At 63.8% G+C, this 24697-nt stretch carries 25 protein-coding genes; 11 read left to right on the top strand and 14 right to left on the bottom strand.

All coding sequences use genetic code 11. The features are described 5' to 3' along the window. Positions 1-21: 21 nt before the first annotated feature. The 11 genes from ACQY7X_RS21795 to ACQY7X_RS21745 are packed head-to-tail and all read right to left on the bottom strand — an operon-like array spanning position 22 to position 12674. Positions 22-1209, bottom strand: a complete 1188-nt coding sequence (locus ACQY7X_RS21795; RefSeq protein ID WP_428247594.1) for an ABC transporter permease — start codon at positions 1207-1209, stop codon at positions 22-24. 1 nt (position 1210) lies between these two features. Beyond that, positions 1211-2236, bottom strand: coding sequence for an ABC transporter permease (locus ACQY7X_RS21790; RefSeq protein WP_428247593.1), 1026 nt, complete (start codon positions 2234-2236; stop codon positions 1211-1213). A 10-nt stretch (positions 2237-2246) separates the two neighbouring features. After that, positions 2247-4154 carry an ABC transporter substrate-binding protein gene (locus ACQY7X_RS21785; RefSeq protein ID WP_428247592.1) on the bottom strand — a complete coding sequence of 636 codons (1908 nt, stop codon included), beginning with the start codon at positions 4152-4154 and terminating at the stop codon, positions 2247-2249. After that, the gene (locus tag ACQY7X_RS21780) at positions 4151-6049 is read right to left on the bottom strand and encodes a dipeptide ABC transporter ATP-binding protein (protein ID WP_428247591.1); all 1899 of its coding nucleotides are present in this window, start codon (positions 6047-6049) and stop codon (positions 4151-4153) included. Before ACQY7X_RS21780 ends, ACQY7X_RS21785 begins: the two co-directional genes overlap by 4 nt. After that, a complete protein-coding gene (locus tag ACQY7X_RS21775; RefSeq protein ID WP_428247590.1) occupies positions 6046-6558 on the bottom strand; it encodes a hypothetical protein in 513 nt (170 codons plus the stop codon). The genes ACQY7X_RS21780 and ACQY7X_RS21775 overlap by 4 nt, the downstream gene beginning before the upstream one ends. Positions 6559-6593: 35 nt before the next feature. Next, positions 6594-7361 (bottom strand): polysaccharide deacetylase family protein, encoded by a 768-nt coding sequence (locus ACQY7X_RS21770; RefSeq protein ID WP_428247589.1) that lies wholly within the window; start codon positions 7359-7361, stop codon positions 6594-6596. Then, the gene (locus tag ACQY7X_RS21765) at positions 7358-8500 is read right to left on the bottom strand and encodes a glycosyltransferase family protein (protein ID WP_428247588.1); all 1143 of its coding nucleotides are present in this window, start codon (positions 8498-8500) and stop codon (positions 7358-7360) included. Before ACQY7X_RS21765 ends, ACQY7X_RS21770 begins: the two co-directional genes overlap by 4 nt. Next, a complete protein-coding gene (locus ACQY7X_RS21760) occupies positions 8497-9078 on the bottom strand; it encodes a histidine phosphatase family protein (RefSeq protein WP_428247587.1) in 582 nt (193 codons plus the stop codon). The genes ACQY7X_RS21765 and ACQY7X_RS21760 overlap by 4 nt, the downstream gene beginning before the upstream one ends. Next, positions 9075-10214: a glycosyltransferase family 4 protein gene (locus ACQY7X_RS21755; RefSeq protein ID WP_428247586.1), complete on the bottom strand. Its 1140-nt coding sequence runs from the start codon at positions 10212-10214 to the stop codon at positions 9075-9077. Before ACQY7X_RS21755 ends, ACQY7X_RS21760 begins: the two co-directional genes overlap by 4 nt. A gap of 1 nt (position 10215) precedes the next feature. Further along, the gene (locus ACQY7X_RS21750; protein ID WP_428247585.1) at positions 10216-11448 is read right to left on the bottom strand and encodes a glycosyltransferase family 4 protein; all 1233 of its coding nucleotides are present in this window, start codon (positions 11446-11448) and stop codon (positions 10216-10218) included. Then, positions 11445-12674: a glycosyltransferase family protein gene (locus ACQY7X_RS21745; RefSeq protein ID WP_428247584.1), complete on the bottom strand. Its 1230-nt coding sequence runs from the start codon at positions 12672-12674 to the stop codon at positions 11445-11447. Before ACQY7X_RS21745 ends, ACQY7X_RS21750 begins: the two co-directional genes overlap by 4 nt. A 188-nt stretch (positions 12675-12862) precedes the next feature. Here ACQY7X_RS21745 and ACQY7X_RS21740 point away from each other — a divergent pair, with 188 nt between their 5' ends. From ACQY7X_RS21740 to ACQY7X_RS21720, 5 genes are all read left to right on the top strand, one after another. After that, positions 12863-15514: an ABC transporter transmembrane domain-containing protein gene (locus ACQY7X_RS21740; RefSeq protein WP_428247583.1), complete on the top strand. Its 2652-nt coding sequence runs from the start codon at positions 12863-12865 to the stop codon at positions 15512-15514. Positions 15515-15541: 27 nt separating this feature from the next. Further along, complete coding sequence (locus ACQY7X_RS21735; protein ID WP_341980680.1) at positions 15542-15994, top strand: Crp/Fnr family transcriptional regulator; 453 nt, start codon at positions 15542-15544, stop codon at positions 15992-15994. Positions 15995-16022: 28 nt separating this feature from the next. Next, positions 16023-16511 carry a class I SAM-dependent methyltransferase gene (locus ACQY7X_RS21730; RefSeq protein ID WP_428247582.1) on the top strand — a complete coding sequence of 163 codons (489 nt, stop codon included), beginning with the start codon at positions 16023-16025 and terminating at the stop codon, positions 16509-16511. A gap of 94 nt (positions 16512-16605) precedes the next feature. Beyond that, positions 16606-17634 carry a P1 family peptidase gene (locus ACQY7X_RS21725; protein WP_428247581.1) on the top strand — a complete coding sequence of 343 codons (1029 nt, stop codon included), beginning with the start codon at positions 16606-16608 and terminating at the stop codon, positions 17632-17634. A 26-nt stretch (positions 17635-17660) separates the two neighbouring features. Next, entirely contained in the window at positions 17661-19157 is a 1497-nt protein-coding gene (locus ACQY7X_RS21720; protein ID WP_428247580.1) for an ABC transporter substrate-binding protein, read from the top strand. Between the two features lie 177 nt (positions 19158-19334). On the opposite strand, the gene fliP is transcribed toward ACQY7X_RS21720, so the two are convergent. The 3 genes from fliP to ACQY7X_RS21705 form a co-directional block, all read right to left on the bottom strand. Then, the gene (gene fliP, locus ACQY7X_RS21715; protein WP_428250090.1) at positions 19335-20117 is read right to left on the bottom strand and encodes a flagellar type III secretion system pore protein FliP; all 783 of its coding nucleotides are present in this window, start codon (positions 20115-20117) and stop codon (positions 19335-19337) included. A gap of 58 nt (positions 20118-20175) precedes the next feature. Next, positions 20176-20538, bottom strand: coding sequence for a hypothetical protein (locus ACQY7X_RS21710; protein WP_428247579.1), 363 nt, complete (start codon positions 20536-20538; stop codon positions 20176-20178). 77 nt (positions 20539-20615) lie between these two features. Beyond that, on the bottom strand, positions 20616-20906 hold the full coding sequence (locus ACQY7X_RS21705) for an EscU/YscU/HrcU family type III secretion system export apparatus switch protein (RefSeq protein ID WP_428247578.1): 291 nt from the start codon (positions 20904-20906) through the stop codon (positions 20616-20618). 88 nt (positions 20907-20994) lie between these two features. Between ACQY7X_RS21705 and flgB the strand changes: the two genes are divergently transcribed. Genes flgB through flhB form a run of 6 tightly spaced genes read left to right on the top strand, consistent with a single transcriptional unit; the run spans position 20995 to position 24347 of the window. Further along, the gene (gene flgB, locus ACQY7X_RS21700; RefSeq protein WP_428247577.1) at positions 20995-21411 is read left to right on the top strand and encodes a flagellar basal body rod protein FlgB; all 417 of its coding nucleotides are present in this window, start codon (positions 20995-20997) and stop codon (positions 21409-21411) included. Positions 21412-21426: 15 nt separating this feature from the next. Then, on the top strand, positions 21427-21837 hold the full coding sequence (gene flgC, locus ACQY7X_RS21695) for a flagellar basal body rod protein FlgC (protein ID WP_428247576.1): 411 nt from the start codon (positions 21427-21429) through the stop codon (positions 21835-21837). 20 nt (positions 21838-21857) lie between these two features. Next, complete coding sequence (fliE, locus tag ACQY7X_RS21690) at positions 21858-22163, top strand: flagellar hook-basal body complex protein FliE (RefSeq protein ID WP_428247575.1); 306 nt, start codon at positions 21858-21860, stop codon at positions 22161-22163. 49 nt (positions 22164-22212) lie between these two features. Further along, positions 22213-22479 carry a flagellar biosynthesis protein FliQ gene (gene fliQ, locus ACQY7X_RS21685; RefSeq protein ID WP_428247574.1) on the top strand — a complete coding sequence of 89 codons (267 nt, stop codon included), beginning with the start codon at positions 22213-22215 and terminating at the stop codon, positions 22477-22479. A 9-nt stretch (positions 22480-22488) separates the two neighbouring features. Further along, positions 22489-23262, top strand: coding sequence for a flagellar biosynthetic protein FliR (gene fliR / locus ACQY7X_RS21680; protein ID WP_428247573.1), 774 nt, complete (start codon positions 22489-22491; stop codon positions 23260-23262). A gap of 17 nt (positions 23263-23279) precedes the next feature. Further along, positions 23280-24347 carry a flagellar biosynthesis protein FlhB gene (gene flhB, locus ACQY7X_RS21675; RefSeq protein ID WP_428247572.1) on the top strand — a complete coding sequence of 356 codons (1068 nt, stop codon included), beginning with the start codon at positions 23280-23282 and terminating at the stop codon, positions 24345-24347. The last annotated feature ends 350 nt before the right edge of the window (positions 24348-24697 follow it).

The following is a 24697-nucleotide window of genomic DNA, read 5'->3' as shown; positions in this document are numbered from 1 at the left end:
TTTAGGCGGTTGACAAGGCGCTCAGCGATAGGGGTCGGCGGCGTCCCGCAACCCGTCGCCGAAGAAGTTGAAGGCCAAAACCACCAGCACGACCGGAATGGCCGGGGCCATCAGCCAGGGATATAGCGCCACCACGTTGATATTCTGGGCCTCGTTCAGCAGCACGCCCCAGGACGTGATCGGCGGGCGCAGGCCGAGGCCGAGGAAGGACAGCGCGGTCTCGCCCAGGATCATGGACGGGATCGAGAGCGTGGCCGAGGCGATCAGATGGCTCATGAAGCTGGGCATCAGGTGGCGGCCGATGATGCGGCTGGGGCTGGCGCCCATCAGCTGGGCGGCCGTACAGAAATCCTCCTCGCGCAAGGCCAGCAGCTTGGAGCGCACGGCGCGGGCGAGGCCAGGCCAGTCGAGCAGGCCCAAGATGATGGTGATGCCGAAATAGACCACGATCGGCGACCAGGTGACCGGCAGGGCGGCCGAGAGCGCCATCCACAGCGGCAGTTCGGGCAAACTTCGGATGATTTCGATCATGCGCTGGATCACATTGTCGATCCAGCCGCCGTAATAGCCCGAGATACCGCCCAGCACGATGCCGATGATGAAGCTGATGGCGATGCCGATCAGGCCGACAGTGAGCGATATGCGGGTGCCGTAGACGATGCGCGAATAGATGTCGCGTCCTAATCGGTCGGTGCCCATGAAGTAGAAATGCCCGTCCTCCGACGGACAGACGAAATGGAAGCGCATCGGGATCACGCCCCAGAACTGGTAGGCGTCGCCCTGGCAGAAGAAGCGCAGCGGCAGCACCCGGCGCGTATCCTCGGTGTATTCGCGTTTCAGCGTATCGACATTGAGCTTGAAGCGCAGGCCATAGACGAACGGGCCGACGAATTCGCCCTCATGGAACAGGTGAATCTCGCTCGGCGGCGCGTAGATGGCGCGCGCATTGCGGGTCTGCACATTGTAGGGCGCGATGAATTCGGAAATCAGCGTCGAGCCATAGATCAGCAGCAGGATCACGGCGCTCCAGACGCCGAGGCGGTGGCGCTTGAACTTCCACCACATCATCTGCCATTGCGACGCCTGATAATAGCGTTCCTGCTCCGGCGACAGCTTCTCGACGGAATAGGGATCGAAAGGTTCCTTGGAAACCCAATGCCCCAGGGAAGAACTGGGTTGCAGGCGCGTATCGTTGGTGCTGTCGGTCATGCTACTTCGCCTTGCCACCGGTGAGCCGGATGCGCGGATCGAGCAGCGCCAGCAGAATATCGGATACCAGCATGCCGAACACGGTCAGCACCGCCAGGAACATCAGGAACGAGCCGGCGAGATACTGATCCAGGGATTGCAGCGCACCGAGCAGCATCGGGCCGGCAGTCGGCAGGCTCATTACCACGGACACGATCACCGAGCCGGAGACCATATGCGGCAGCAGGTTGCCGATATCGGCGATGAACGGGTTCAGCGCCATGCGGATCGGATACTTCACCAGCAGCTTCATCGGCGGCACGCCCTTGGCGCGCGCGGTGGTGACATACTGCTTCTGCAATTCATCGAGCAGGTTGGCGCGCAGGCGGCGGATCATCGCCGCCGTGCCGGACGTGCCGATCACCACCACCGGCACGATCATGTGCGCCATCAGCGACTTGAACTTCTCCCAGTTCCACGGCGCATCGATCAGATGCTCGTCCACCAGGCCGCCGATGCTCATGCCGAACCAGATGTTGAAATAGTACAGCATCACCAGGGCGAGCAGGAAATTCGGCGTGGCGAGGCCGAGATAGCCGAGCAGGGTGAAGCCGTAATCGCCCCAGCTATATTGCCGCGTGGCGGAATAGACGCCGATCGGGAAGGAGACAATGTAGACGAACAGGATGGTGAAGAAATTGATCACCGCCGTCATCAGCAGGCGGTCGCCGATCAGTTCGCTCACCGGCCGGTTATACTCGAACGACCAGCCCCAATCGCCCTGCAGCATGCCGGCGAAGCCGTTCGGCCCCGGGATGAAGCCCATCCAGATGGCGTATTGCTCCACCAGGGTACGGTCCAGCGCATACTGGTGGCGCAGGAATTCGGCACGCTCCATCGCCGAGCCTTCGCCCTGGGCGCGCAGCTCCGCGATCTGGTTGCTGAGGAAGTCGCCGGGCGGCAGCTTGATGATGATGAAAATCAGGGCGCTGATGATCAGCAGCGTCGGGATCATCAGCAGCAGCCGGCGGGCCAGGTACATCAACATGTCGTGGCGCTCACTGCTTCATCCAGAAGTTTTCCGGCCGGTACATGCCGATCAGCGCGCCGGGGTCCCAATTGTAGATGCCTTCATCGGGCACATTGGCCAGCTTTCGGTTCACCACGATGGGCTGGAACACGCCGGTAATCACGCCGATGGTATACATCTGCTCCATATGGATGGTGAGCATGCGGTGCCATACCTGCTCGCGCGTGGTCAGGTCGCCGGCTTCGTTCCAGTCCTCGTTCAGCTTCAGCAGTTCCTTGGCTTCCGCCATGTCCGGCGCTTCGCCATTCTGGCCCTTGGTCTCATAGAACTGGCCCCATTTCGGCCATTGCAGCTGGAACTGCGAGGTCGGCGCCAGTTCAGACGGGCTGGCAGCGGCATTGGGCACGCCATTCTCCAGGCCCGACCACACGCTCATCAGCGCCTCGCCGGCGAAGATGCGATTGCGCAGCACGTCGCGCTGGCTCGGCTTGGGGAACATTTTGATGCCGACCTTGAGCCAGCTTTCGGCGATCAGTTCCAGAATGTCGATCTGCTCGGAAACCTCGCCGGCGGTCTCGATGATGATTTCCATCGGGCGGCCATCGGGCAGCAGGCGGATGCCATCGCTGCCGCGCTTGGTGAGGCCCAGTTCATCCAGCAGCTTGTTCGCCTTGGCGATATCGAATTCGGTATCGCGGGTCTGGTACATCGGCCGGAACAGCGGGCTGTCGGGCAGCACGGTGTTGTTGGCTTCCTGGGCCAGGCCGTAGAACAGCGACTGGTTCACGGCTTCGCGGTCGATGCCATGCGACAGCGCGCGGCGGAAGCGCACATCGCGCACCAGCTTGCGCCAGGCGGGATCATTCACGTTGAAATTCGGGAACAGCGTGAAATGCGAACCCTTGGCGGTTTTCCACAGCAGCGTGCGGTAGCCGGCGCGCTTCTCGTTTTCCTTCAGGAAGGTGAAGTTGGAGAAGGCGATGGTGCGGAACTGCACGTCGGCTTCGCCGGCACCGGCCTTGGCCGGGATCAGCTTCGGATCGGCCTGGGCCAGCACCACGCGGTCGAGATAGGGCAGCTGCACGCCATTGCTATCGACGCGGTGGTAATAGGGATTGCGCACGGCGACGAAGCGGATCGAGGGCGGCCGGGTCTGGATCATCCAGGCATCCAGGGTCGGCAGATCCGGGTTGTCGTTCTCCACCATGTTGTCGATCTTGTTATGCAACGCCGCCCAGTTGGCGCGCTTCTCGGCAGCCGCCGCCTTGGCCAGCGCCGCCGGATCGGCGTATTTGGCGTGAAACTTCTTCAGGTAGGTCGAAGGCCGGTAGAGATAGAAGGCCGAGGTGCCGGCAATGCGCGGCAGGAATTTCGGATTGCGCTGCTTCCAGCTATAGCGGACGGTATAGGCATCGGGGAATTCCACCACCGGCCGCTCGCCATCCACCAGCAGGTCCACCGGCGGACCCGATGGGCTGATCTCCGCGTTGTTGGCGACATCCTCCCAGTAATAGCGGAAGTCTTCCGCCGTGAAGGGCGAGCCATCGGACCATTTATGGCCCTTGCGCAGATGGAAGGTGAAAACGCGCTCGTCCTGCACTTCAAAGCGTTCGCAGAGATCGGGCACGAAATCGTATTTATCGTTATAGACCACCAGGCGGTTGTAGCTGATGGTGTTGAGCAGCCGCAGTTCGCGGGCGCGGCCGATCAGGGTGCGCATCTCGCCGCCTTGCTGGCCGAGTTTGTAGGGCGCGGTGAACTGCACCACCATCGGATTTTCCGGCAGACGCTTTTCGACCGGTGGCAGCTTGCCGGCGGTAACTTCGGCGGCGAGCGAGGTGGTTTCCTTCAGCGTCATCTGCGCCCAGGCCACTGAAGTGGGGGCAGCAGAGAAGGCGGCGGTCAGCAGAATTGCGGCGAGGGCGAAAGTTTTCATGCCACGAGCTCCCGGGCATCGGCGGTAGCCGCAGCCCGTACATAATGGCCCTCGCCGAGATCAATCAGGGCGGGGCGCGTGGTGCCATCAATGGTGAAGGGGGCGGGCCAGGCTGCCGGAATGGAAGCCTTGCCTTCCATCAGCAGCTTGAGATCGAGCCGGGCATTCGGGTCCGGCTTCGGCACGGCGGCGAGCAATGCCTTGGTGTAGGGATGCACCGGCTGCTTGAACAGCAATTCGCGCGGCGCCAGTTCCACCAGCCGGCCGGCGCACATCACGGCGATGCGGTCGGCGATGTAATCGACCACGGCGAGATTATGCGAAATGAACAGGTAGGTGAGGCCGAGTTCCTTTTTCAGGTCCTTCAGCAGATTCAGCACCTGGGCCTGGATCGACACGTCGAGCGCCGAAACTGGCTCGTCGCAGATCAGCAATTCAGGTTGCAGGGCGAGGGCGCGGGCGATGCCGATGCGCTGGCGCTGGCCGCCGGAGAAGCTGTGCGGATAGCGCCGCAGATGGCGCACATCCAGACCCACCAGGGTCATCAGCTCCTTCACGCGCTCGAAACGTTCGGCCTCGTCGCCGATCTGGTGGATCACCAGCGGCTCGGAAACGATATCGAACACCGTCATGCGCGGATTGAGCGAGGAGAACGGGTCCTGGAAAATGAACTGCACCTTGCGGCGGTAGTCGAACAGCGCCTGGCCTTCCAGTTGCAGCACGTCCACCGGCTGGCCGCCGCCATGGAAGCGGATGCTGCCTTCATCCGGCGTCAGCGCCCGCATGATCATCTTGCTGGTGGTGGTCTTGCCGCAGCCGCTTTCGCCGACCAGGCCCAGACATTCGCCGCGCTGCACGGCAAAGCTCACGTCATCCACCGCCAGCGCCACCGAATTCGATTGCTTGGCGAAGAAGCCGCCTTTGCGGATCGAGAACCGCTTGGTCAGGCTGTTGACCTCCAGCAGCGGCTTGCCGGCTTCCTCTGCTACAGAAGGGCGGCGCTTCAGCAGGCCGCCGACTTCGGCCTTGATCTCGCGGATCGGCACCAGCCGCTCGCCCGGCTTCATGTCGAAGCGCGGCACGGCGTTCAGCAGCGCCTTGAGATAGGGATGCTCGGGATGGCGGAAGATGTCGTCGAGCGAGCCGCGCTCCATCACCTTGCCGTGGTACATCACCACGATCTCGTCGGCCATGTTGGCTACGACGCCGAGATCATGGGTGATCATCAGCACGGCCATGCCGAGTTCGCTTTGCAGGTCCTTGATCAGTTTCAGGATCTGCGCCTGGATCGTCACGTCCAGCGCCGTGGTCGGCTCGTCGGCGATCAGCAGGGCCGGGCGGCAGACCAGCGCCATGGCGATCATGGCGCGCTGGCGCAGGCCGCCGGAAAGCTCGAAGGCATAGGTGTTCATCGCCCGCGCCGGATCGGGGAAGCCGACCAGGCGCAGCATGTCGGTGGCAAGCCGGTCAGCATCTTCCTGGCTGGCATTGCGGTGCAGCCGCAGCGCTTCCGTCACCTGGTTGCCGATGGTGTGCAGCGGCGACAGCGAGGTCATCGGCTCCTGGAAGATGATCGAGATGCGACCGCCCTGCAGCTTGCGCATGGCCTCGCCGCCGCGTTCCAGCTTGGCGATATCGGTGATGGCGCCGTTCTGCCCCGGGTCGCGGAACAGGATTTCGCCGCTGGTGATATCCGCGGCGCGCGGCAGGATGCCCATGATCGCCTGGCTCACCACCGACTTGCCGCTGCCAGATTCACCCACCAGCGCCACAGTCTTGCCCTGGGGCACGCGGAAGCTGACGCCATCCACCGCCTTGATCACGCCCTCGGCGACGCGGAAATGCACCCGCAGGTCGCGGACATCGATCACCGGCGTATCGTCAACACCACTCATTCATGGGCCTCTTGCCACTTCATGCCGCCTTGCAGCAGCCGGGCGTTGTTCCGGGTCGCTTCATCCAGCGGCAGGCCGAGCCTGTCGGCAGCCGCCAGGGCCACGCCCACAAGACGCTCGAATCCCTCAAGATCGCTATCGGCGCGCAACGTTGTTCCCCCGGGGCCTGCTATGGTCACCGTCATCCAGCCGCCGCTGCGGTCGCGCCTGGTGGAGTAGTAGCGCAGCCGGACGCCCCGCAATTCCTCCCAGGCCACGCGCCGCCGCGACGCCATGCCCCAGCGGCTGATCCGTGCCACGCCCAGCTCGTCGAGTTCGAACTCGATCTGTTGGCGCCACAGCGTGTGGCCGCCCAGCCAAGCCAGCAGCAGGCTCACGCCGCCAAGGAGGAAAAAGATGACAGATATCGGGGAGTTAAACAACATCAGAGCGAGGCAAAAGGCGAGCGCGGGCCAGGCGCGGAGATGGTCGCGCCAGAGGTGATGCAGCGGGTAGTACAGCCGGGCCATGACAGGGATATTACGCCACCTTGATCATGCTGGATTTAAGCCGCCGGCCCGGCGCCGAAGGCGCTGTCGATATCGATCCAGAGTGCAGTGCGGTGTGCCCGGGTATGGGCGATGAAGCGCGCGGCGAAGGCCCAGGTGGCTTCGTCCTGCTGGGCATGATGGGTCAGCAGGCCGAGCGGTTCGGCATCGGCGGTTTCCCGTGACTGGCGAAGCTGCGCAATGGCTATGTCCAGGCAGGCGGTTTCGCCCAGGAATCCTGCACCCTGGCGCCAGTCAATCGGGTCGAGATGGGTATTCACCTGCATCAGGCCCGGCGCCGCCCAGGCTTCGCCACGCGGCTTGAAGGTGGAAAGGCCATGCAGCCCCAGGCGCGGCAGGTGTGGCAGCAAGGCTGCCGAGATGCGGTTCCAGGGCGGCACCAGCACCGGGCGCAGGCTGTACCCGAACAGCTTTTTCAAGGCCTCGCGGCCCTGGCGCAGATCGGCCAGGGCTGCCTGGGCCGGGCGGCTGCCGGGAAACTCGGCCTTCTTTTCGCCCATGGGGGCATGATTGTGATGCGCGAAGCCATGTTGCAGCACAGCAATGGCATCGCGGCGGCGCAAAGCTTCGGCCAGATCGGCGTCGGCCCGGGCCGGGATCACCGCCAGACTCAGCGGTGTTTCGTTGGCCGCCTGCAGGTCGAGCAGGCGTTGCAGGGCGGGAGTCAGCGTGCCGGCATCGTCGTCGCGCCACCAGAACAGGGCTTTCCGGCCAGCCGCCGCCCAGGCATCGAGTTCGGCATCCAGCGCGGCCCAGTTGCTCATTGCAGCAAGCGATGGAGCAGGGCAGCGGTATTGGCGGCGCCATTCAAATCCAGCACTGGCTTGTCCGGCAGCGCCATCACCAGGGCGCGGTCCACCGCCTGGGCCAGAGCCGCCGGCGTAGCGTCGGATTCCCGCAAGGCTGCCACGGCGCCGCGCTGGCTCAGCAGCTCGGCGCGCAAAGCCTGTTCGGTTTCATCGCCGCCGGAGAATGGCACCACCACGGCGCGGGCGCGGGCGGCCAGCGTTTCCATCACCGTGTTGTAGCCCGCCTTGCTGATCGAGAGCCGGCAATGCCGCAGCATGCTGGGGAAATCCGCCCTGGCCCAATCCACGATCACGCCGGGCGGCGCCAGCGCGCGCAACGCGGCCACGTCCTCGGCGGTTTCCTGCCGGCTCACCAGCAGGCGCCAGGTCAGGTCGCGCGCCTGCGACAGCGGGCGGGCGGCAATCGCGGTGCGGAACAGCGGCATGCCGACAGCGCCGCCGCCGGCCGAGACCAGCACTTCATCGCGGCCGGCCTGCGTCGGCTGCAATTCCGATTGCTCGACGATATAGCCGGTGTAATGCAGCGGCGTGGTGATGCGGCCGGCCAGCGGGAAGGTCTGCTCGAACGGGATGAAGTTCGGATCGCCATGGATCAGCGTGCCATCGTAATTGGCCGCCAGCCAGTTCAGCACATCCAGGTCGCGCTCCGGCTTGGTGCGATCGACCAGGATGTCGCGCACCGAACTCAGCACCAGCGGGCGCGGCTTGGCGGAACGGACATGCGCCAGCCAGGGCAGCAATTCATGTCGCATCGGGCGGCGCGCATAGGGAAACAGTTCGGTGATCACCGCAGCGGGGCGGAATTCATCGAACAGGCGATAGAGTTCGGCGCGGCGCGCCTCCCACCAGGCGTCATCGACGCGGTTGCCGGCGAAATCCAGGATGATGCGGAAACTGGCATCGGCGGCGCGGGCCGGCGGCAATTGCGCGAAGCGGATGCCATCCAGCTTGCCCAGCGTCGGATCGGGATAGCCGCCCGATACCAGCAGCACCTCGAATTCGGCACGCGCCAGCGCGCGGGCAATCGCCGCGACGCGGTGCAGATGGCCGACGCCGAGCAGATGTTGCACATAGATGAGAATCTTGCGCTTCATCGCGGCACCAGGGGGATATTCATCTGTTCCGGGCGCGGCAAGCCATCGGCCTCCAGGCGAAAGACATGCAGGCAGGCCCAGTCCAGCTTCACCGGCGGCTTGCCCAGCATCGGCCAGTCATAGGCCAGCGCCAGTATGGCACGGATCACGCCCTTATGGCTCATGGCGCCGCAATTCACGCCGGCTGCCGCGCGCAGGCGCAGCCAGGGTTTCAGCCGGTCCTGCACCTGGCGCGGGCTTTCGCCATTGGGGGGCTGCAAATCCAGGCCGCGCGATTCATTTTCCAGAAAATCGCCAAGATGGCTCAGGTCATCCAGCGTCTTGCCCTCGTAATCGCCCCAATGGGTTTCGATCAGCGCGGCATCCGGCAGCGGTTCCAGGCCGAGGGCAGTTGCGGTCTGCCGCGTGCGGGTAAGCGGGCTGGTGAACCACGGCCAGGCATCATAGGGCGTGGGAATCTTCTGCCTGCCCAGCTTGGCCAATGCACTGTCGAGTGCCGGAATATCGGCGCGGCCTTGCAGCCGGCCGGCTTCGTTCCACGATGTGCGGGTGTGGCGGTAAAGCGCGAGCAGGGTCATGCCGGCAGGCCCAGTTTCTGGAACACGGCGCGGAAATGGCGCTGCGCCGCCGGGATGTCATGCTCGATGGCGACATTAGCCAGCGCCGCCTCGCGCATGCGTTGCAGCCGGCCTGGCGCATCCAGCAGATCGCCGAGCGCGGTTGCCATCGCCTGCCAGTCATCCATCGGCGTCAGCCAGCCGGTTTCGCCGGTCTTGACGATATCGGGCACACCGCGCGTATCGGAAGCCAGCACCGGCAGGCCGCAGGCCTGGGCTTCCAGCAAAGCCATGCCATAGGCCTCGTTCACCGCCGGCCAGACATAGAGGTCGCTCACCGCATAGGCGCCGGCGAGTTCTTCCGGTGTCAGCAACCCGGTGAAGCAGGCGCGTGCACCGAGCGGTGCGAGGGCTGCTTCCACATCGGCCCGCGCCGATCCATCGCCCACCACCAGCAGCCGCCAGGGCTTGTGCATGGCGCGGCGCAGCACATCGCCGAGCGCGCGGAACGAGGCCAGCTTGTCGCCCGGCCGCATCATGCCGACGGCGAGCAGCCAGGGTTCCTCAGTCGGCAGGCGGTAGCGTTGCCCCCAGGCCGGGCGCAGGGCATCGCGGTGCGACAGCACGCGGGTATAGGGCTGTGCATCAAGGAAGGGCGGCAGCGCGTATACACGCTCTGCCCCAGCCAGCAATTCGACGCAGGTGCGGTCCAGGTTGGTGAGGCAGAGCAGCGCATCGGCCATGCGGATGGCATTGGCCGCCTGCACATAGCCCCTGGCCCAGGGGGAATTGGCGCGTTTCGGCGCCACCGAGGGCTCGGCGATCACATAGGGCTTGTTGAAGCGCTGCTTCAGCGCCGGGCCGATATAATCGGCGGCCTTGTGATAGACGTGATAGGTGAAGAACAGGTCCGGCAAAGCCTGCGGCGGCCCGGCGAAAAGCCGCGTCAGGCGCGAGACTTCAGCCGAACTGGCCTCGGCGATGCCGGCTTCGCGCGCCGGGTTGCCATCGCTGTTATAGGTGCGCAGGTCGGAAATCACCTGCACTTCATGGCCCATGCCCTGCAACGCCGCCATCAGCAGCCGCGCCATGCGGCGGTCACCGGATGGCGAGGGATGATCCGGCGGTTTCAGCGGCGCATAGAATCCGATCCGCATCTCAAGCCGCCTTCAGGCCGAAGCGCCGGGCGAGGTCGGCGATGCCCGCCTGCATGCTGAACCGCTCGCGCACCCGTTTCGCACCGGCATCGCCCAGGCGCTGGCGTAGCGCCGGATCGGCGATCAGGCGCTGCAAGGCAGCGGCCAAGGCCGTGGCGTCATCAGGCGGCACCAGCAGGCCGGTCTGGTCCGGCTCGATCAACTCCGGGATGGCGGAAAGTTTGGTGCTGACGCAGGCCAGCCCCTGGCTCTGGGCCTCCATCAGCACATTCGGCAGGCCATCCATGTCGCCTTCGCTGTCGCGCCGGCTGGCCAGCGCGAAAAGGTCGGCCTGGCGATAAGCGGCAATCACCGCATCCTGTGCCTGGGCACCCTGCCAGATGATGCGCCCGGCCAGACCAAGCCGTTCGGCCTGTTCCTTCAAGGCCGGCAGCAACGGGCCGCCGCCGATATGGTCGAGCCGCCAGTGCAGGTCACGCGGCAGCTTTGCCAGGGCATCGAGCAGGATGTCGTAGCCCTTCTTGGCCACGGCGCGGCCGACCGAGACTAGCCGCACCGGATCATCGGCCTTGCCGCCATCGCGCGGCGGGCGGCTTTCGGGCGGGGCCGGGAAGCGGCTGGTATCGATGCCGTGATAGACCAGACTGACCTTGTCGGCGGCATCGATGCCGCGCAGATGGGTGATGTTGTGCGCGTTGCAGGTGACGGCCCATTGGCAATCGGCGAATTTCTCCTGCTTCTCCCAGGCCGGCGTGGTCCAGAGGTCGCGGGCATGGGCCGAGGCAGTCCAGGGCAGGCCGCGCAAATGCGCCGCATAGCGCGCCACCGAACCCGGCGTATGCACGAAATGCGCATGGATATGGCGGTAGCGTTCCGGCAGTTCGGCGGCCAGCACCAGGGCCTGGCCGAGCCGGCGGCCACGGTTCGGCGTCAGGTCGCGCAGCAGGTCGCGCCACCACAGCCGCAGCGTGGCGCCATAGCCGGGCAGGCGGCGGGCACGCCACCAGCCGCGCAGCACGCGCAAAGGTTCCTGGTAGAGATATTCCGGCAGATACAGGATCGGCGCGTGGATGGCGTCGTTCAGCGCATGGCGCTTCTTGTCGGTGGGATGGCGCAGCGAGACGATAATAATGTCGAGGCCGAGTTGCTCCAGCGCGGCGATTTCCTGGGCGATGAAGGTTTCCGAGAGACGCGGATAGCCCTTAAGCACAAAAGCGACGGGAACTGGACTCACGCGCGGAACTCGACCACCTGGCCGGTCGGGGCTTCGCGCGGGGTCTGGCGCAGCCAGGGCTGCACCAGGCGGTTCACGTTCTCCAGGCCTTCCAGCAGGCCGGGGATCACCACCTCGGACGGCAGGCGCTGGCGCGGCAGGGCGCGGATCGCCGCCGCCATCTCGGCCGCGTCGTAGCGCTCGTCATCTTCCAGCATGCGGATCAGGCCCAGCTCCTGGGCGCGGTCGGCGCGGATATACTGCTCCATGCGCGGCTTTTTGCGCGGCACGATGATGGCGCGTTTGTTCAGCGACAGGATTTCGCAGAAGGTGTTGTAGCCGCCCATGGCGATGACGCCGACGGCATTCTGCACCAGATGCTCCATATGGGCATCGAAGGTGATGGCCTCGACGCGCGGCAGCCGCGCCACGCGGGCAAGGAATTCCGCCCGCCGCTCGCGCTGCATGAACGGCCCCAGCACCAGCAGGGCCGGGTAGGGCAGCATCTCGTTGCTCTCATAGGCGCGCAGCACCCATTCGATCAGGCCCTCGCCATCGCCGCCGCCGCCCGGCGTCACCAGCAGGAAGGGGCGCTGGGTGATCTCGGGCAGCTGATGCTCGTTGGGCGGCTCGGAGGAGGTGCGCGGCAGGTAGCCGGTATAGACGATCTTGCGCGCCACCTTCTCGGGGAGGTCGATGCCCTCCAGCGGGTCGCAGAATTGCGGCAGGCCGTAGACCCAGATCTGGTCGTAGAGATTGCGCAGGGCCGGCATCACATTCTTGCGCCGCCATTCCGGTTCCAGCGCCTTCGGCTCGTCCATCACGTCGCGCAGGCCCAGTACCAGCTTGGTACCCCGGGCTTTCAGCATCCGCAGGGTGTCGGCAACCTCACCGCGCAACCCCAGGGGCTCCTTATCAACGATAAAGATATCGGGGTCGAAAGCCTGGGCGGTATGTTGGATGATCTCGGCCCGCAGCTTCAGCGTATCCTCGATATGGATCGGCAGGCTGAGCGAGGTGTATTGCCCGTCGCGCAGCTTGATCACGCCCGGGATACGCACGAAATCGACCCGGCTGCGGAAGTCGAAACTGCCGATGATCGGCGAGCCGGACAGGATCAGCACCGACATATCCGGATTATTCTCGACCAGGGCATGGCCAAGGGTACGGCACCGGCGCAAATGGCCGAGGCCGAACGTGTCGTGGCTATAGATCAGCACACGCGTTCCGTCGCTACGCGACACCATAGAGAACCCCCCGAGGGTCGAGACTTGCCCCGACTATGGCATGCGGGCCGGGGGGCGGCCAAGGGGTAAGGTGGACCGCTAACGTGTTAATATTCCATACACAAGTATAAGAATCTGGTTAGCCGGGCGCCGGTTGGCGGGGGCCTGCCGGCTGATATAGAGTGGCCGGAACCCGCAGGGGGCATGGCGTGGAAAAGAACCTTTACAAATTCATCATCAAGCACTCGATGCGCCAGCAGGTGATTATCACCCTGCTGTCTGTCGCGTCGTTCATTCCGTACTACTACTACCTGTCGATGCCCAAGACGATCATCAACGAGGGCATCTCGGGCAAGGGTGTGCATTACCCTGTCGATCTGTTCGGCCTCGGCATCCTGGATCTTGGCAAGGTGGATTACCTGCTGGTCCTCTGCCTCGGCTTCCTGTTCCTTGTGCTAGTACAGCAAGGATTCAAATACGCCATCAACGTGTTTCAGGGCATTGCCGGCGAGCGCATGCTGCGCCGCCTGCGCTATGACCTCTATTGTCAGGTTTTGCGTTTCCCGCTGCCGACCTTCCGCAAGACCAGCCAGGGCGAAATCATTCCGATGATCATTGCCGAAGTGGAGCCGGTGGGCGGCTTCATCGGCGAAAGTTTCGCACTGCCGATTTTCCAGGGCGGCATGCTGCTGGTGATCTTCGGCTTCCTGCTGATCCAGAACCCGGTGATGGCGCTGGCGGCGGTGGCGCTGTATCCGATCCAGTTCTACATCGTGCCGAAGCTGCAGCGCCGCGTGCGGGCGCTGGGCAAGGAGCGGATCAAGAACCAGCGCCGCCTCTCCGACCGCATCGGCGAGACCGTGACCGGTGTGGTGGAACTGCATACCCATGACGGCTCCAACCGCATGCTGGCGGATTTCTCCAAGAAGCTCGGCGTCAGCTACTGGATCCGCGTCGAAATCTTCCAGCGCAAGTTCGTCATCAAGTTCGTCAACAATTTCATCCAGCAGCTCGGGCCGTTCTTCTTCTACACCATCGGCGGCTATTTCGTGATCAAGGGCCAGATGGATGTGGGTACCGTGATCGCGGCGGTGAACGCGCATAAGGAAATGGCGGCGCCCTGGAAGGAACTGCTGAACCACTACCAGACCCGCGAGGATGTGAAGCAGAAATACGAACAGGTGGTGAGCCAGTTCGAGCCGCAGGGCCTCAAGCCGGCGGCCGACATTCTGGAGGACCCCGCCGAGCCGGTGTCGCTGGCCGGCCCGGTTGTCACCAGCAATCTGGCCTTGAGCGACGATCAGGGCGTGACGGTGCTGGACAATATCGGCGTCACCTTGCCCTGGCCGGCGCGTGTCGCCGTGGTCGGCAGCAGCGGACGCGAGGAATTCCTCCAGACCCTGGCCCGCCTGCATGAGCCGAGCCGTGGCAAGGTCTCGATCAATGGCCGGCCGTTAAGCGATCTGCCCGAAACCGTCACCGGCCGCCAGCTCGCCTATGTCGGCGCCTCGGCGCATATCTTCAATGCCTCGCTGGGCGACAACCTGTTCCTCGGCCTGCGCCAGCGTCCGGTGCATGAGAAGCAGCGCGATGACGCAGCCAAGCGCCTCTATGAGCGCGAAATGACCGAACTCCAGGCCTCGGGCAACATCCTTTACGATGTCGATGCCGACTGGACCGATTACCGCCGCGCCGGCGCGGACAGTCCCGAGCAACTGACCCAGCGCGCCATTCAGGCGCTGCATGTCTCGGCTTTTGACGAAGACGTCTATCAGCTTGGCATGCGCGGCACGATCAATCCGAAGCAGCAATTCCGCCTCGCCGAGCAGGTGCTGGAGGCGCGGCGTGCCTTCCGCTCGAAGCTGGCCGATAGCGATATCGCCGATCTGGTCGAAGGCTGGGACCCCGAGCGCTACAACAGCAACGCCACGGTGGCCGAGAACCTGATGTTCGGCACCGCGCGCGACGGCGCCTATGATGTCGATAACCTGGCGCGCGATCCGCATATCCTGCAGGTGCTGGACCAGGTGGGCCTGCGCGACCGCTTCGTGCAGATCGGCCATGAAGTGGCCTCCACCATGGTCGAATTGTTCGCCGACCTGCCGCCGGATCATGAATTCTTCCAGCAATTCAGCTTCATCTCCTCGGAAGATCTGCCGGAATACAAGGAGATGCTGGCGCGTGCGCGGCCTGATGCTCTGGGCCAGCTGCGCGAGGAAGACCGCGTGCGGCTGATGTCGCTGCCGTTCAAGCTGATCCTGGCACGCCATCGCCTGGGCCATTTCGACGAGGCCGAGCGCGGACAGATTCTGAAGGCGCGCAAGATTTTCGCCGATACGCTGCCGGCGGAGCGCCGCGCCAGTATCGCCTTCTTCGATCCCGAGACCTTCAACGCTTCGGCCAGCATCGTCGACAACATTCTGTTTGGCCGCGTCGCCTATGGCCAGGCGCAGGCGCAGGAGAAGATCGGCCGCGTGATGGCCGATGTGATCGAGCATGGCGGCCTGCGCGAACCGATCATCGCGGTCGGCTTCCAGTTCGAGGTCGGCATCGCCGGTGCCCGCCTGGGCGCCGCGCAGCGCCAGAAACTGGCGATTGCCCGCGCCTTGCTGAAGCAGCCGGACTGGCTGATGCTCTCGGAAAGCACGGCCTCGCTCGATCCGCGCAGCCATGCCGCCGTGCTGCGGGAAATGCTGGCGCAGCGCCAGGGTGCTGGCCTGGTCTGGTCGCTGCAGCGCGCCGCCGACGCGGCTGGCTTCGATATTGTACTGGTATTCGAGGAAGGCCATCTGGTTGCCCAGGGCAATTTCGCCGAACTGGCCGAGCATAATGCGAAATTCAAACATCTGCTGGTTGGCTGAGCCGCCGCTTTTCGAAAGGATTGAGCCATGAGCCTGAACGAAGAAGTGGAAGCCCTGCGCCGCATCCCGCTGTTTGCCAAGATCGAGCCGGCCAAGCTGAAACTGCTGGCCTTCACCAGCCAGCGCATCACCTACAAGCCCGGCGACGTGCTGTTCAATCAGGGCGATCCCGGCGATGCCGCCTATGTCATTTTCGGCGGCGAGGCCGATGTTTCGGTCAACACGCCGAACGGCCCGCTCACCGTGGCGCGGCTGAAGCAGAATGATTTCGTCGGCGAAATCGCCATCCTCTGCGACGTGCCGCGCACCGCCACCGTCACCGCCAAGACCGAACTGGTGACGCTGCGCATCGCCAAGGACCTGTTCTTCCGCCTGATCAACGATTTCCCGCAGATCGCCATCGAGATCATGCGCGTGCTGGCGCAGCGCCTGGAGCGCACCACCGCCGATCTGCGCGCCGCCGCGGCGAAGAACTCGTAACAGGCAACATAAGCAAGGTGTGTAGCGCGTGAGCCGTCTCGACAGTTTCATCCGCCGTCTTTCGGCGCAGCGCAGCGTGCTGGACTGGGCGGCGCAGGCGATCCGCGATATTCCCGGGCCGGTCCTTGAGATCGGTCTCGGCAATGGCCGCACCTTCGATCACCTGCGCGAAAAGCTGCCCGGCCGCGATATCTATGCCTTCGACCGCGCCGATAATGCGCATCCGCAATCCAAGCCGGCGGGCGATTTGCTGGTGCTGGGCGAATTCTCCACCACGCTGCCGGCTTTCGCCGCGCACCACGGCGCCGTGGCGGCGCTGATCCATTGCGATACCGGCTCGGGCGATGCGGCGGCCAATGCGCGCCAGGCCGCCTGGCTGTCCGATCTGGTGCCGACACTGGGCTGTAAAGGCGCCATCGTGCTGTCGGATCAGCGTCTGGCCCATGCGCGGCTCAGCGTGATCACGCCGCCGGTGGACATCCCGCCGGAACGCTATTTCCTCTACACGCTTTCCTAAAGCACGCTCACAAACAAACTAGCTTTGCCATAGCCCTGGCCCGCCATACTCTAGTTGGCTAGCATGCCGCCTTCGCAGTTGCGGGAGGGATGGAATGGGCGCGCCAGGGCGGCTCAACCGGATAACAGATGTGCCGGGCCTGCTGGTAGGCCAGGCTGCCGATGAATCCGTGCGCAGCGGCGTCAGTGTAATTTTTGCCGACCGGCGTTTCGCCGCCAGCGTCGATTGCCGGGGCGGCGCACCGGGTACGCGCGAGACCGATCTGCTGCGGCCCGAGGCGATGATGCCTGAGATCGACGCCATCTGCCTGTCCGGCGGTTCGGCCTTCGGCCTCGATGCCGCTTCCGGCGTGGTGCATTGGCTGGCGCGCCAGGGCAAGGGCTTCGCCATGGCGCATCTGCGCGTGCCGATCGTGCCGGCCGCGATCCTGTTCGACCTGATGAATGGCGGCGACAAGGACTGGCCCGAGGAAACGCCGTATCGCCGCCTGGGAGCCGCCGCTTGCGCCGAGGCACGCGCCGATTTCGCGCTCGGCAATGCCGGGGCGGGCTATGGCGCCGCGGCGGGCCGCATCAAGGGCGGCGTTGGTTCCGCTTCCTGGGTCAGCGATGATGGCCTGATCGTCGGCGCCTATGTGGCGGTGAACGCGGTCGGCAGCGTGCTCACGCCCGGCAACCGCGCTTTCTGGGCCGCGCCCTGGGAGCAGGTCTGGGGGGAGCATGGCAGCGAATTCGGTGGCCTCGGTGTCGATCCGCAGAGCGGCAGCATCGATCACGAACTGGCGGCGGAAGGCCGCATCGCTGGCCATACCTGTATCGCGGCCGTGGCCACCAATGCGCGGCTCGACAAGAGTTGCCTACGCCATGTTGCAACCATGGCGCATGACGGCCTGGCGCGTGCCATTCGCCCGGTGCATACGCCGTTCGATGGCGATACGGTATTCTCGGTTTCGCTGCCGTCATGGCAGGCGCAGCCGGAGGATGCTGCCATTCTGCCGCGCCTGGTGGCACGCATCGGCAGCATCGCCGCCGATTGCCTGGCCCGCGCCGTGGCGCGCGGTGTCTGGGAAGCCGAACCGCTTGGCACGCTGCCGGCGGCGAAGCAGATTCTGCAACGGGTTTGAACCAAGCTAAGTCAGGAGGCATCACCATGCTGCGACGCTATTTCCTCACCGGCACCCTAGCTATCACGGCCCTGCTGCTGGCATTGCCCGGCGCAGGTGTTCTGGCGCAGGCGAAAAAGGATGCGGTGACGCTGGGCATGGTACTTGAGCCGCCGGGGCTCGATCCCACCACGGCGCCGGCCGCCGCCATCGGCGAGGTCACGCATTTCAATATCTTCGAGGGCCTGACCCGCATCCGCGAGAATGGCACCGTGGCGCCGTTGCTGGCCGAAAGCTGGGCTGCCAGCACCGACATGAAGGAATTCACCTTCAAGCTCAAGGCTGGCGTGAAATTCAGCGACGGCACGCCGCTCACCTCGGCGGAAGTGAAATCGTCATTCGAGACCTATGGCGGCGCGCAGAGCACCAACAAGCGCAAGGCGGTGTTCACCAACATGGCCGAGATCGGCACGCCCGATCCGCTCACCGTCACCATCAAGCTGAAGGAGACGGACGCCAATTTCCTCTTTTCGCTGGGTGAGAACACGGCCGTGATCACCACGCCGGCCAGCCGCGCCGGCAATGCCACCAATCCCATCGGCACCGGCCCCTACAAGCTGGAGAAATGGGTGAAGGGTGACTCGATCATGCTGACCGCCCAGCCGAATTTCCGCGATACGGCCGCGATCCGCATCAAGACCGCCACTTTCCGCGTCATCGCCGATCCGGCGGCCCAGGTGGCGGCCTTGCTCGCTGGCGATATCGATGGTTTCCCTATCGGCATGAGCGGCGAGAATGTGCCGCAATTCCAGAAGGACAAGCGTTTCCGCGTCACCACCGGCACCACCGAGGGCGAGGTGATGCTGGCGGTCAACAACAAGCGCAAGCCGCTGGACGATCTGCGCGTGCGCCGCGCGCTGGCCCATGCCATCGACCGCAAGGCGCTGATCGAGGCGGTGGCTTCCGGCTATGGCACGGTGATCGGCAGCCATTTCCCGCCGCATGATCCGGCCTATGTCGATCTCGCCAATGCCTATCCGTATGATCCGGCCAAGGCCCGTGCGCTGCTGAAGGAAGCCGGGCTGGACAAGCTGGAACTCACCCTGCGCCTGCCGCCGCCGGCCTATGCCCGCCGTGGCGGCGAGGTGGTGGCGGCGATGCTGGCGGAGGCCGGCATCAATGCCAAGATCGAGAATATGGAATGGGCGCAGTGGCTGGACGTGGTGTTCAAGAATTTCAACTACGACCTGACCATCATCAACCATGTCGAGCCGAACGACATCATCAAGTATGCCGAGCCGAATTATTACTGGCAGTATGACAGCCCGGAATTCCGCAACCTGCTGGCCCAGGCCAACACCACGCTGGATGTGAAGGAGCGCACCGAGATCATGCAGCGCATGCAGCGCGTGCTGTCGCGCGATGCGGTGAATGTGTGGCTCTACAATGCCTCGCGTGTTGCCATCTATAAGGCCAACCTCAAGGGCTTCTGGTCCAGCGCGCCGATCTTCGCCAACGATCTGTCGGCGGTGTACTGGGAGTAGGGGCGGCCGCGCTACAGGCGTCACCCGCGGACTTGATCCGCGGGTCTCCTGCCGCTGATAGGAGAGTAAAACCAAAAATGGGATCCTCGCCTTCGCGAGGATGACAAGTAAGAAAAAGCCCTGTCATGCCCGCGAAAGCGGGCATCCCATTTCTGACTTGTCCGCTCTGTTACCCGGCTAGTTTGCCGGTGGTCCGCCCATGAAGCTTTCGACCAGCGCGGCGCAGACCAGATTCCAGCCATCCACCAGCACAAAGAAGATCAGCTTGAACGGCAGGGATATCACCACGGGCGGCAGCATCATCATGCCCATCGACATCAGGATGGAGGCCACCACCATGTCGACGACGATGAAGGGGATGAACAGCAGGAAGCCGATCTCGAAGGCGCGTTTCAATTCGCTGATCATGTAGGCCGGGATCAGCACGCGCAGCGGGATGGCTTCCGGGGTTGCCGGCGGCGCCAGCTTGGCGAAGCTGGCGAACAGCGCCAGGTCCTTCTCGCGCACATGGCCGCGCATGAACTGGTGGAACGGCGCCACGGCGCGGTCAAACGCCGTCTGCTGGTCGATACGCTCCTCGATCAGCGGCTGGATGCCATCGTTATAGGCGCGCTCGAAGGTCGGCTGCATGATGAAGAAGGTGAGGAACAGCGCCAAGCTGATCAGCACCGTGTTCGGCGGCGTCGACTGGGTGCCGAGCGCGGTGCGCAGGATCGAGAATACCACCACGATGCGGATGAAGCTGGTGAGCACGATCAGGATCGATGGCGCCAGGGTCAAAACGGTGGTGAGCGCGACAAGCTGGATCACGCGGCCGGTGAGCGAGCCGCCGCCTTCGCCAAGATCGATATTGATTGATTGCGCCATGGCCGGGCCGAAGAAGGCCAGCACGGCATAGGCCAGTGCGGCGCCGGAAAGCAGCATCACCATGCTGCCGGGCAGCCAGCCGGCGCGGTGCATCCAGGTTTCACGGCATTTCCAGGCAGCCCGGTATACCCAGGCGTTGCTGGCGGCAGGATCAGTCCGCACCGCTGGCTCCGTCCTTGTTCGGATCGCGGCTCGGCATGCGCAGCGACGGGAACATCGGCGCCTTGGGCGTGGCATCGGTTTCGGTTTTCACCACCGGGATGCCGGTTTCGATCACCACGTCGCCATCATCGCCGAGCAGCAGCAGATGCTCGACATTGTCGCGCCGCACCAGGATGAGACGACGGGTGCCATCCACCGGCGCCAGTTCGATCACGCCGATACGCTGGCCGTTGCGCCATTTGCCGACACGCATGTTGCCGGCAAAATACTTCATCGCCCAGTAGAAGGCACCGAGCAGGATGAGCACGACGCCCAAGCCGATGCCGACACGCATATAATCGATTTGTTCCATGATGCTCCCGAATTCAGTGGACTGTGCTTGCCGCGCCCGAGTCGGGTCAAGTTAGATTGGTCGGCTCAACGGCCGCCTCAGTTCCCTGGCGTCTTGCCCTGGGTGCGGTAGATGTAGCTGAGGATTTCCGCCACCGCGGCGAAGGCTTCCACCGGGATCAGGGTGTCGATATCGAGCTTGCCGAGGATTTCCACCAGGTCCGAATCCTGACGGATGGTGATGCCGTTATCCATGGCGATGCGGATCACCTGTTCCGCCATATGCCCCTGGGCATTGGCGACCACGCGGGGCGCATCTTCCTTGGCGGCATCGTAGCGCAGAGCCACGGCCTTCAATTTTTTTGGCGGTTTTCCAGTCTCGTCAGCCATTTCGCGGGCTTTCGGGCGGTTTCATTTATTAATATATCCCGGCAATTCGTTAATAAATGATTCAATGATTCAGGGCAGAGTCGCCGCCATGGACCTGGATCGCATCAACATCATGAAAGCGATTACCCGCCGGATGGAATATACCGGCGAGCGGCAGCGTGTGCTGGCCGAGAATATCGCCAATGCGGATACGCCGAACTACAAGCCGAAGGATCTCAAGAAGGCCAGCTTCTCCGATCTGGTGAAGGGGCCGAACCCGCGCGCCGCGATTGCCACCACCCAGCCCGGCCATATCGGCCGCAGTTCCGCCAGCGCCGGCAACGGCAGCTGGAAGGTGGAACGCGCCAAGGGCGAGTTCGAGGTGGCGCCGAACGGCAACGCGGTGAACCTGGAGCAGCAGACCATGATGCTGGCGGAAAACCAGGGCGAACATAATCTGATGACCAACCTGTATCGCAAGCAGGTCGGTCTGCTGCGCAAGGCCCTCGGGCCGCGCCAGCAGTAAGCATAGGAGCAGGCGATGGAACTCAAGGACGCGATGAAGATTTCCGCCTCTGGCATGAAAGCCCAGAGCGACCGCCTCAAGGTCATCGCGGAAAACCTCGCCAATTCGGACTCGCTCGGCAAGACCCCGGGCGCCGACCCGTATCGCCGCAAGGTGGTGAGCTTCAAGAACGAACTGGACCGCGCCACCGGCGTCAATATGGTGAAAACCAAGCCGCCGACCCGCGACCGCTCGGATTTCGAACTGAAATACGATCCGGGCCATCCGTCCGCCAATGCCGATGGCTATGTGAAGCTGCCGAATGTGCGCCCGGTGATCGAAATGGCCGATATGCGCGAAGCGCAGCGGTCCTACGAAGCCAATCTGAACGTCATCGAAGGCGCCAAGGCGATGGTCAACCGCACCGTCGACCTGCTGCGCAACTGATAGAGGCGAGGGCCTGAAGCATGGCTGATATACGCATCGGTGGGCTGGCAGACGGGCTTGCCACCGTAGGCCGCGCCACCCAGGGCGGCGGCGCCACCTCTGTTGGCGGCACCGGCTTCGGCGATCTGGTGCGTCAGGCGCTGAATTCCACCGTCGAGGCCCAGCAGAAGGCCGAAACCCTGTCCACCCAGGCGGTGAACGGCAAGGCCGATGTCACCGAGATCGTCACCGCCGTGACCAACGCCGAAGTGGCCTTGGATACGGTGATCGCGGTGCGCGACAAGGTGATCAACGCCTACCAGGAAATCATGCGCATGCCCATTTGATGGGCTGCATCCTGCGAATCAGGTATACACTGCGGAAACGAGCGAATCGATGACCGCAGTTGAAGTTACAGATGTGATGCGCGATGCGATCTGGGTCCTGATCAAGGTCTCCGGGCCGGCGATGGCTGTCTCGCTGGTGATCGGCCTGGCGATTGCGCTGTTCCAGGCACTGACCCAGTTGCAGGAACCGACGCTCACCTTCGTTCCCAAGATCCTGGCGATCTTCGGCACCCTCATCATCTCCATGCCGTTCATGATCGGCACCATGGTGGCCTTCATGGAGCAGTTGGCTCAGCGTATCGCCGGATTGAATTAGCGGTCTGCCATGTTGCAGCAGATCGTCGCCGGCAACGTCTTCGTCTTCATGCTGATCCTGTGCCGGATCGGCAGCGCCATGATGTCGCTGCCCGGCATCGGCGAGGCCTCGATCCCGCCGCGCGTCCGCCTCACCCTGGCCCTGCTGATGTCTGCCCTGCTGGTGCCGATCCTGGGGCCGAGCCTGCCGCCGCTGCCAGTGCAGCCGATGAACCTGGCCTTCCTGCTGATCACCGAAATCGGCTTCGGCCTCGCCCTCGGCCTGATCACGCGCATGCTGCTCACCGCCATGCATGTCGCCGGCACGGTGATCGCCATGCAGGCCGGCCTCTCTGCCGCCACCTTCTTCGATCCCAATATGGGTGGCCAGAATGCCATTCTCAGCGGCGCGCTGATCTTCCTCGGCACCGCGCTGATGTTCGCCACCGATATGCATCTGGTGCTGCTGCAGGCGGTGCATGACAGCTACACGCTGTTTCCGCCGCTGCGCGTGCCGGCTTTCGGCGATTTCGCCCAGGTCGCCGTGCAGCTGCTCAGCGATGCCTTCTCGCTCGGCATGCGCATGGCGGCGCCCTTCATCGTCTATGGCGTGGTGTTCAACGTAGCCCTCGGCCTGCTCAACCGCCTGATGCCGACGCTGCAGATCTTCTTCATCATGCAGGCGCCGCAGATCGCGCTGTCCTTCCTGCTGTTCGGCTTCACGCTCACCGCCATCGGCATTGCCTATACCACATATTTCGAGCAGACCGTCGCCCAGTTCCTGGCGCCGGCCGTGCCGCGCTAGAGTAGGGAGGCCGCCGCATGTCGGAAGATGCCGATCCCGAATCTAAAACCGAAGACCCATCTGAGAAGCGATTGCGCGATGCCGAAGAGAAAGGCAACATCGCGCGGTCGCAGGAAATCGGGCACTGGTTCACCTTCCTTGCCGCCATGATCGGCATGTACATGCTGGGCGATACCCTGGTGCGGCGCTTCACCGGCACCGCCACGGTATTCTTCCAGTCGCCGCACAAGATCCCGATGGATCCCGCGCATCTCACCCACCTGGCGCTGGACATGGTGTTCGATATCAGCGCCGTGCTGCTGCCGATCCTTGGCCTGTTCGCGGTGTTCGGCCTGGCCGGCAGCCTGATGCAGAACCCGCTGCATTTCAGCCCCGAGCGGCTGATGCCCGATCTCAACAAGCTCAATCCGCTGAACGGCATCAAGCGCATCGCTTCGGTGGCGACCCTGGTCGAGTTCGTGAAGAACATCATCAAGATTTCGGTGATCGGCGTGCTGCTGGTCTACCTGATCATGCCTGAACTTGATTCGCTGGAAACCCTGGTGGCACTGGATATCAACCTGATGCTGCCACACACGATCCGCATCGTGTTCAAGCTGCTCGGCGCCATGCTGGCCATCGTTTTCGTGGTCGCCGTCGCCGACTATCTCTACCAACGCTACAACCACATGAAGCAGCTCCGCATGACCAAGCAGGAGTTGAAGGACGAATACAAGGAAAGCGAAGGCGATCCGCATATCAAGGCGCGCCTGCGCCAGTTGCGCATGCAGCGCGTGCGCCAGCGCATGATGTCGGCAGTGCCGGAGGCCAGCGTGGTGGTCACCAACCCGACCCACTATGCCGTGGCGCTGAAATACGAGATCGGCAAGATGGATGCGCCGATGGTGGTGGCCAAGGGTGCCGACCTGATCGCCAAGCGCATCCGCGAAATCGCCACCGAGCATGAAGTGCCGATTGTCGAGAATGTGCCGCTGGCCCGCGCGCTGTTCCTGGTCGAGATCGACAACCCGATCCCGGTGGAGCATTACAAGGCGGTGGCCGATGTCATCAGCTACGTCATGAAGCTGAAAGACAAGCTGAATTAGGCGCGTGCCAACAATAAACCCGTCATGGCCCGCGTAGGCGGGCCATCCACGAGTCTGTTGCTTGATTGACTGCAATAAAAGGAACGCGTGGATGCCCTGCCTCCGCAGGGCATGACGGTCTTTGTTGCGGGTAAGGTCAGCGGCTACTCTGGCAAGGCTATACCGGACAGTGGTTCAGCCGGCCCGCCATCGTTAATTTCACAAAATGTTCTTATTTGATCCGCCGGAGCCATCCGGCCGATAACTTTTCTGCGCCCTGACGTTGCGGCAGGACTTGACAGCGGCATACCATGCGATTCGCCGGAACTATGGTAAATAGCGGTAAACTATGCATTTTTTGCCGCTTCCGG

This window comes from Ferrovibrio sp., assembly GCF_965278975.1.
GTDB lineage: Bacteria > Pseudomonadota > Alphaproteobacteria > Ferrovibrionales > Ferrovibrionaceae > Ferrovibrio.
The sequence above is the reverse complement of the archived record's forward strand: the minus strand, read 5'-3'. Positions and strand labels throughout refer to the sequence as shown.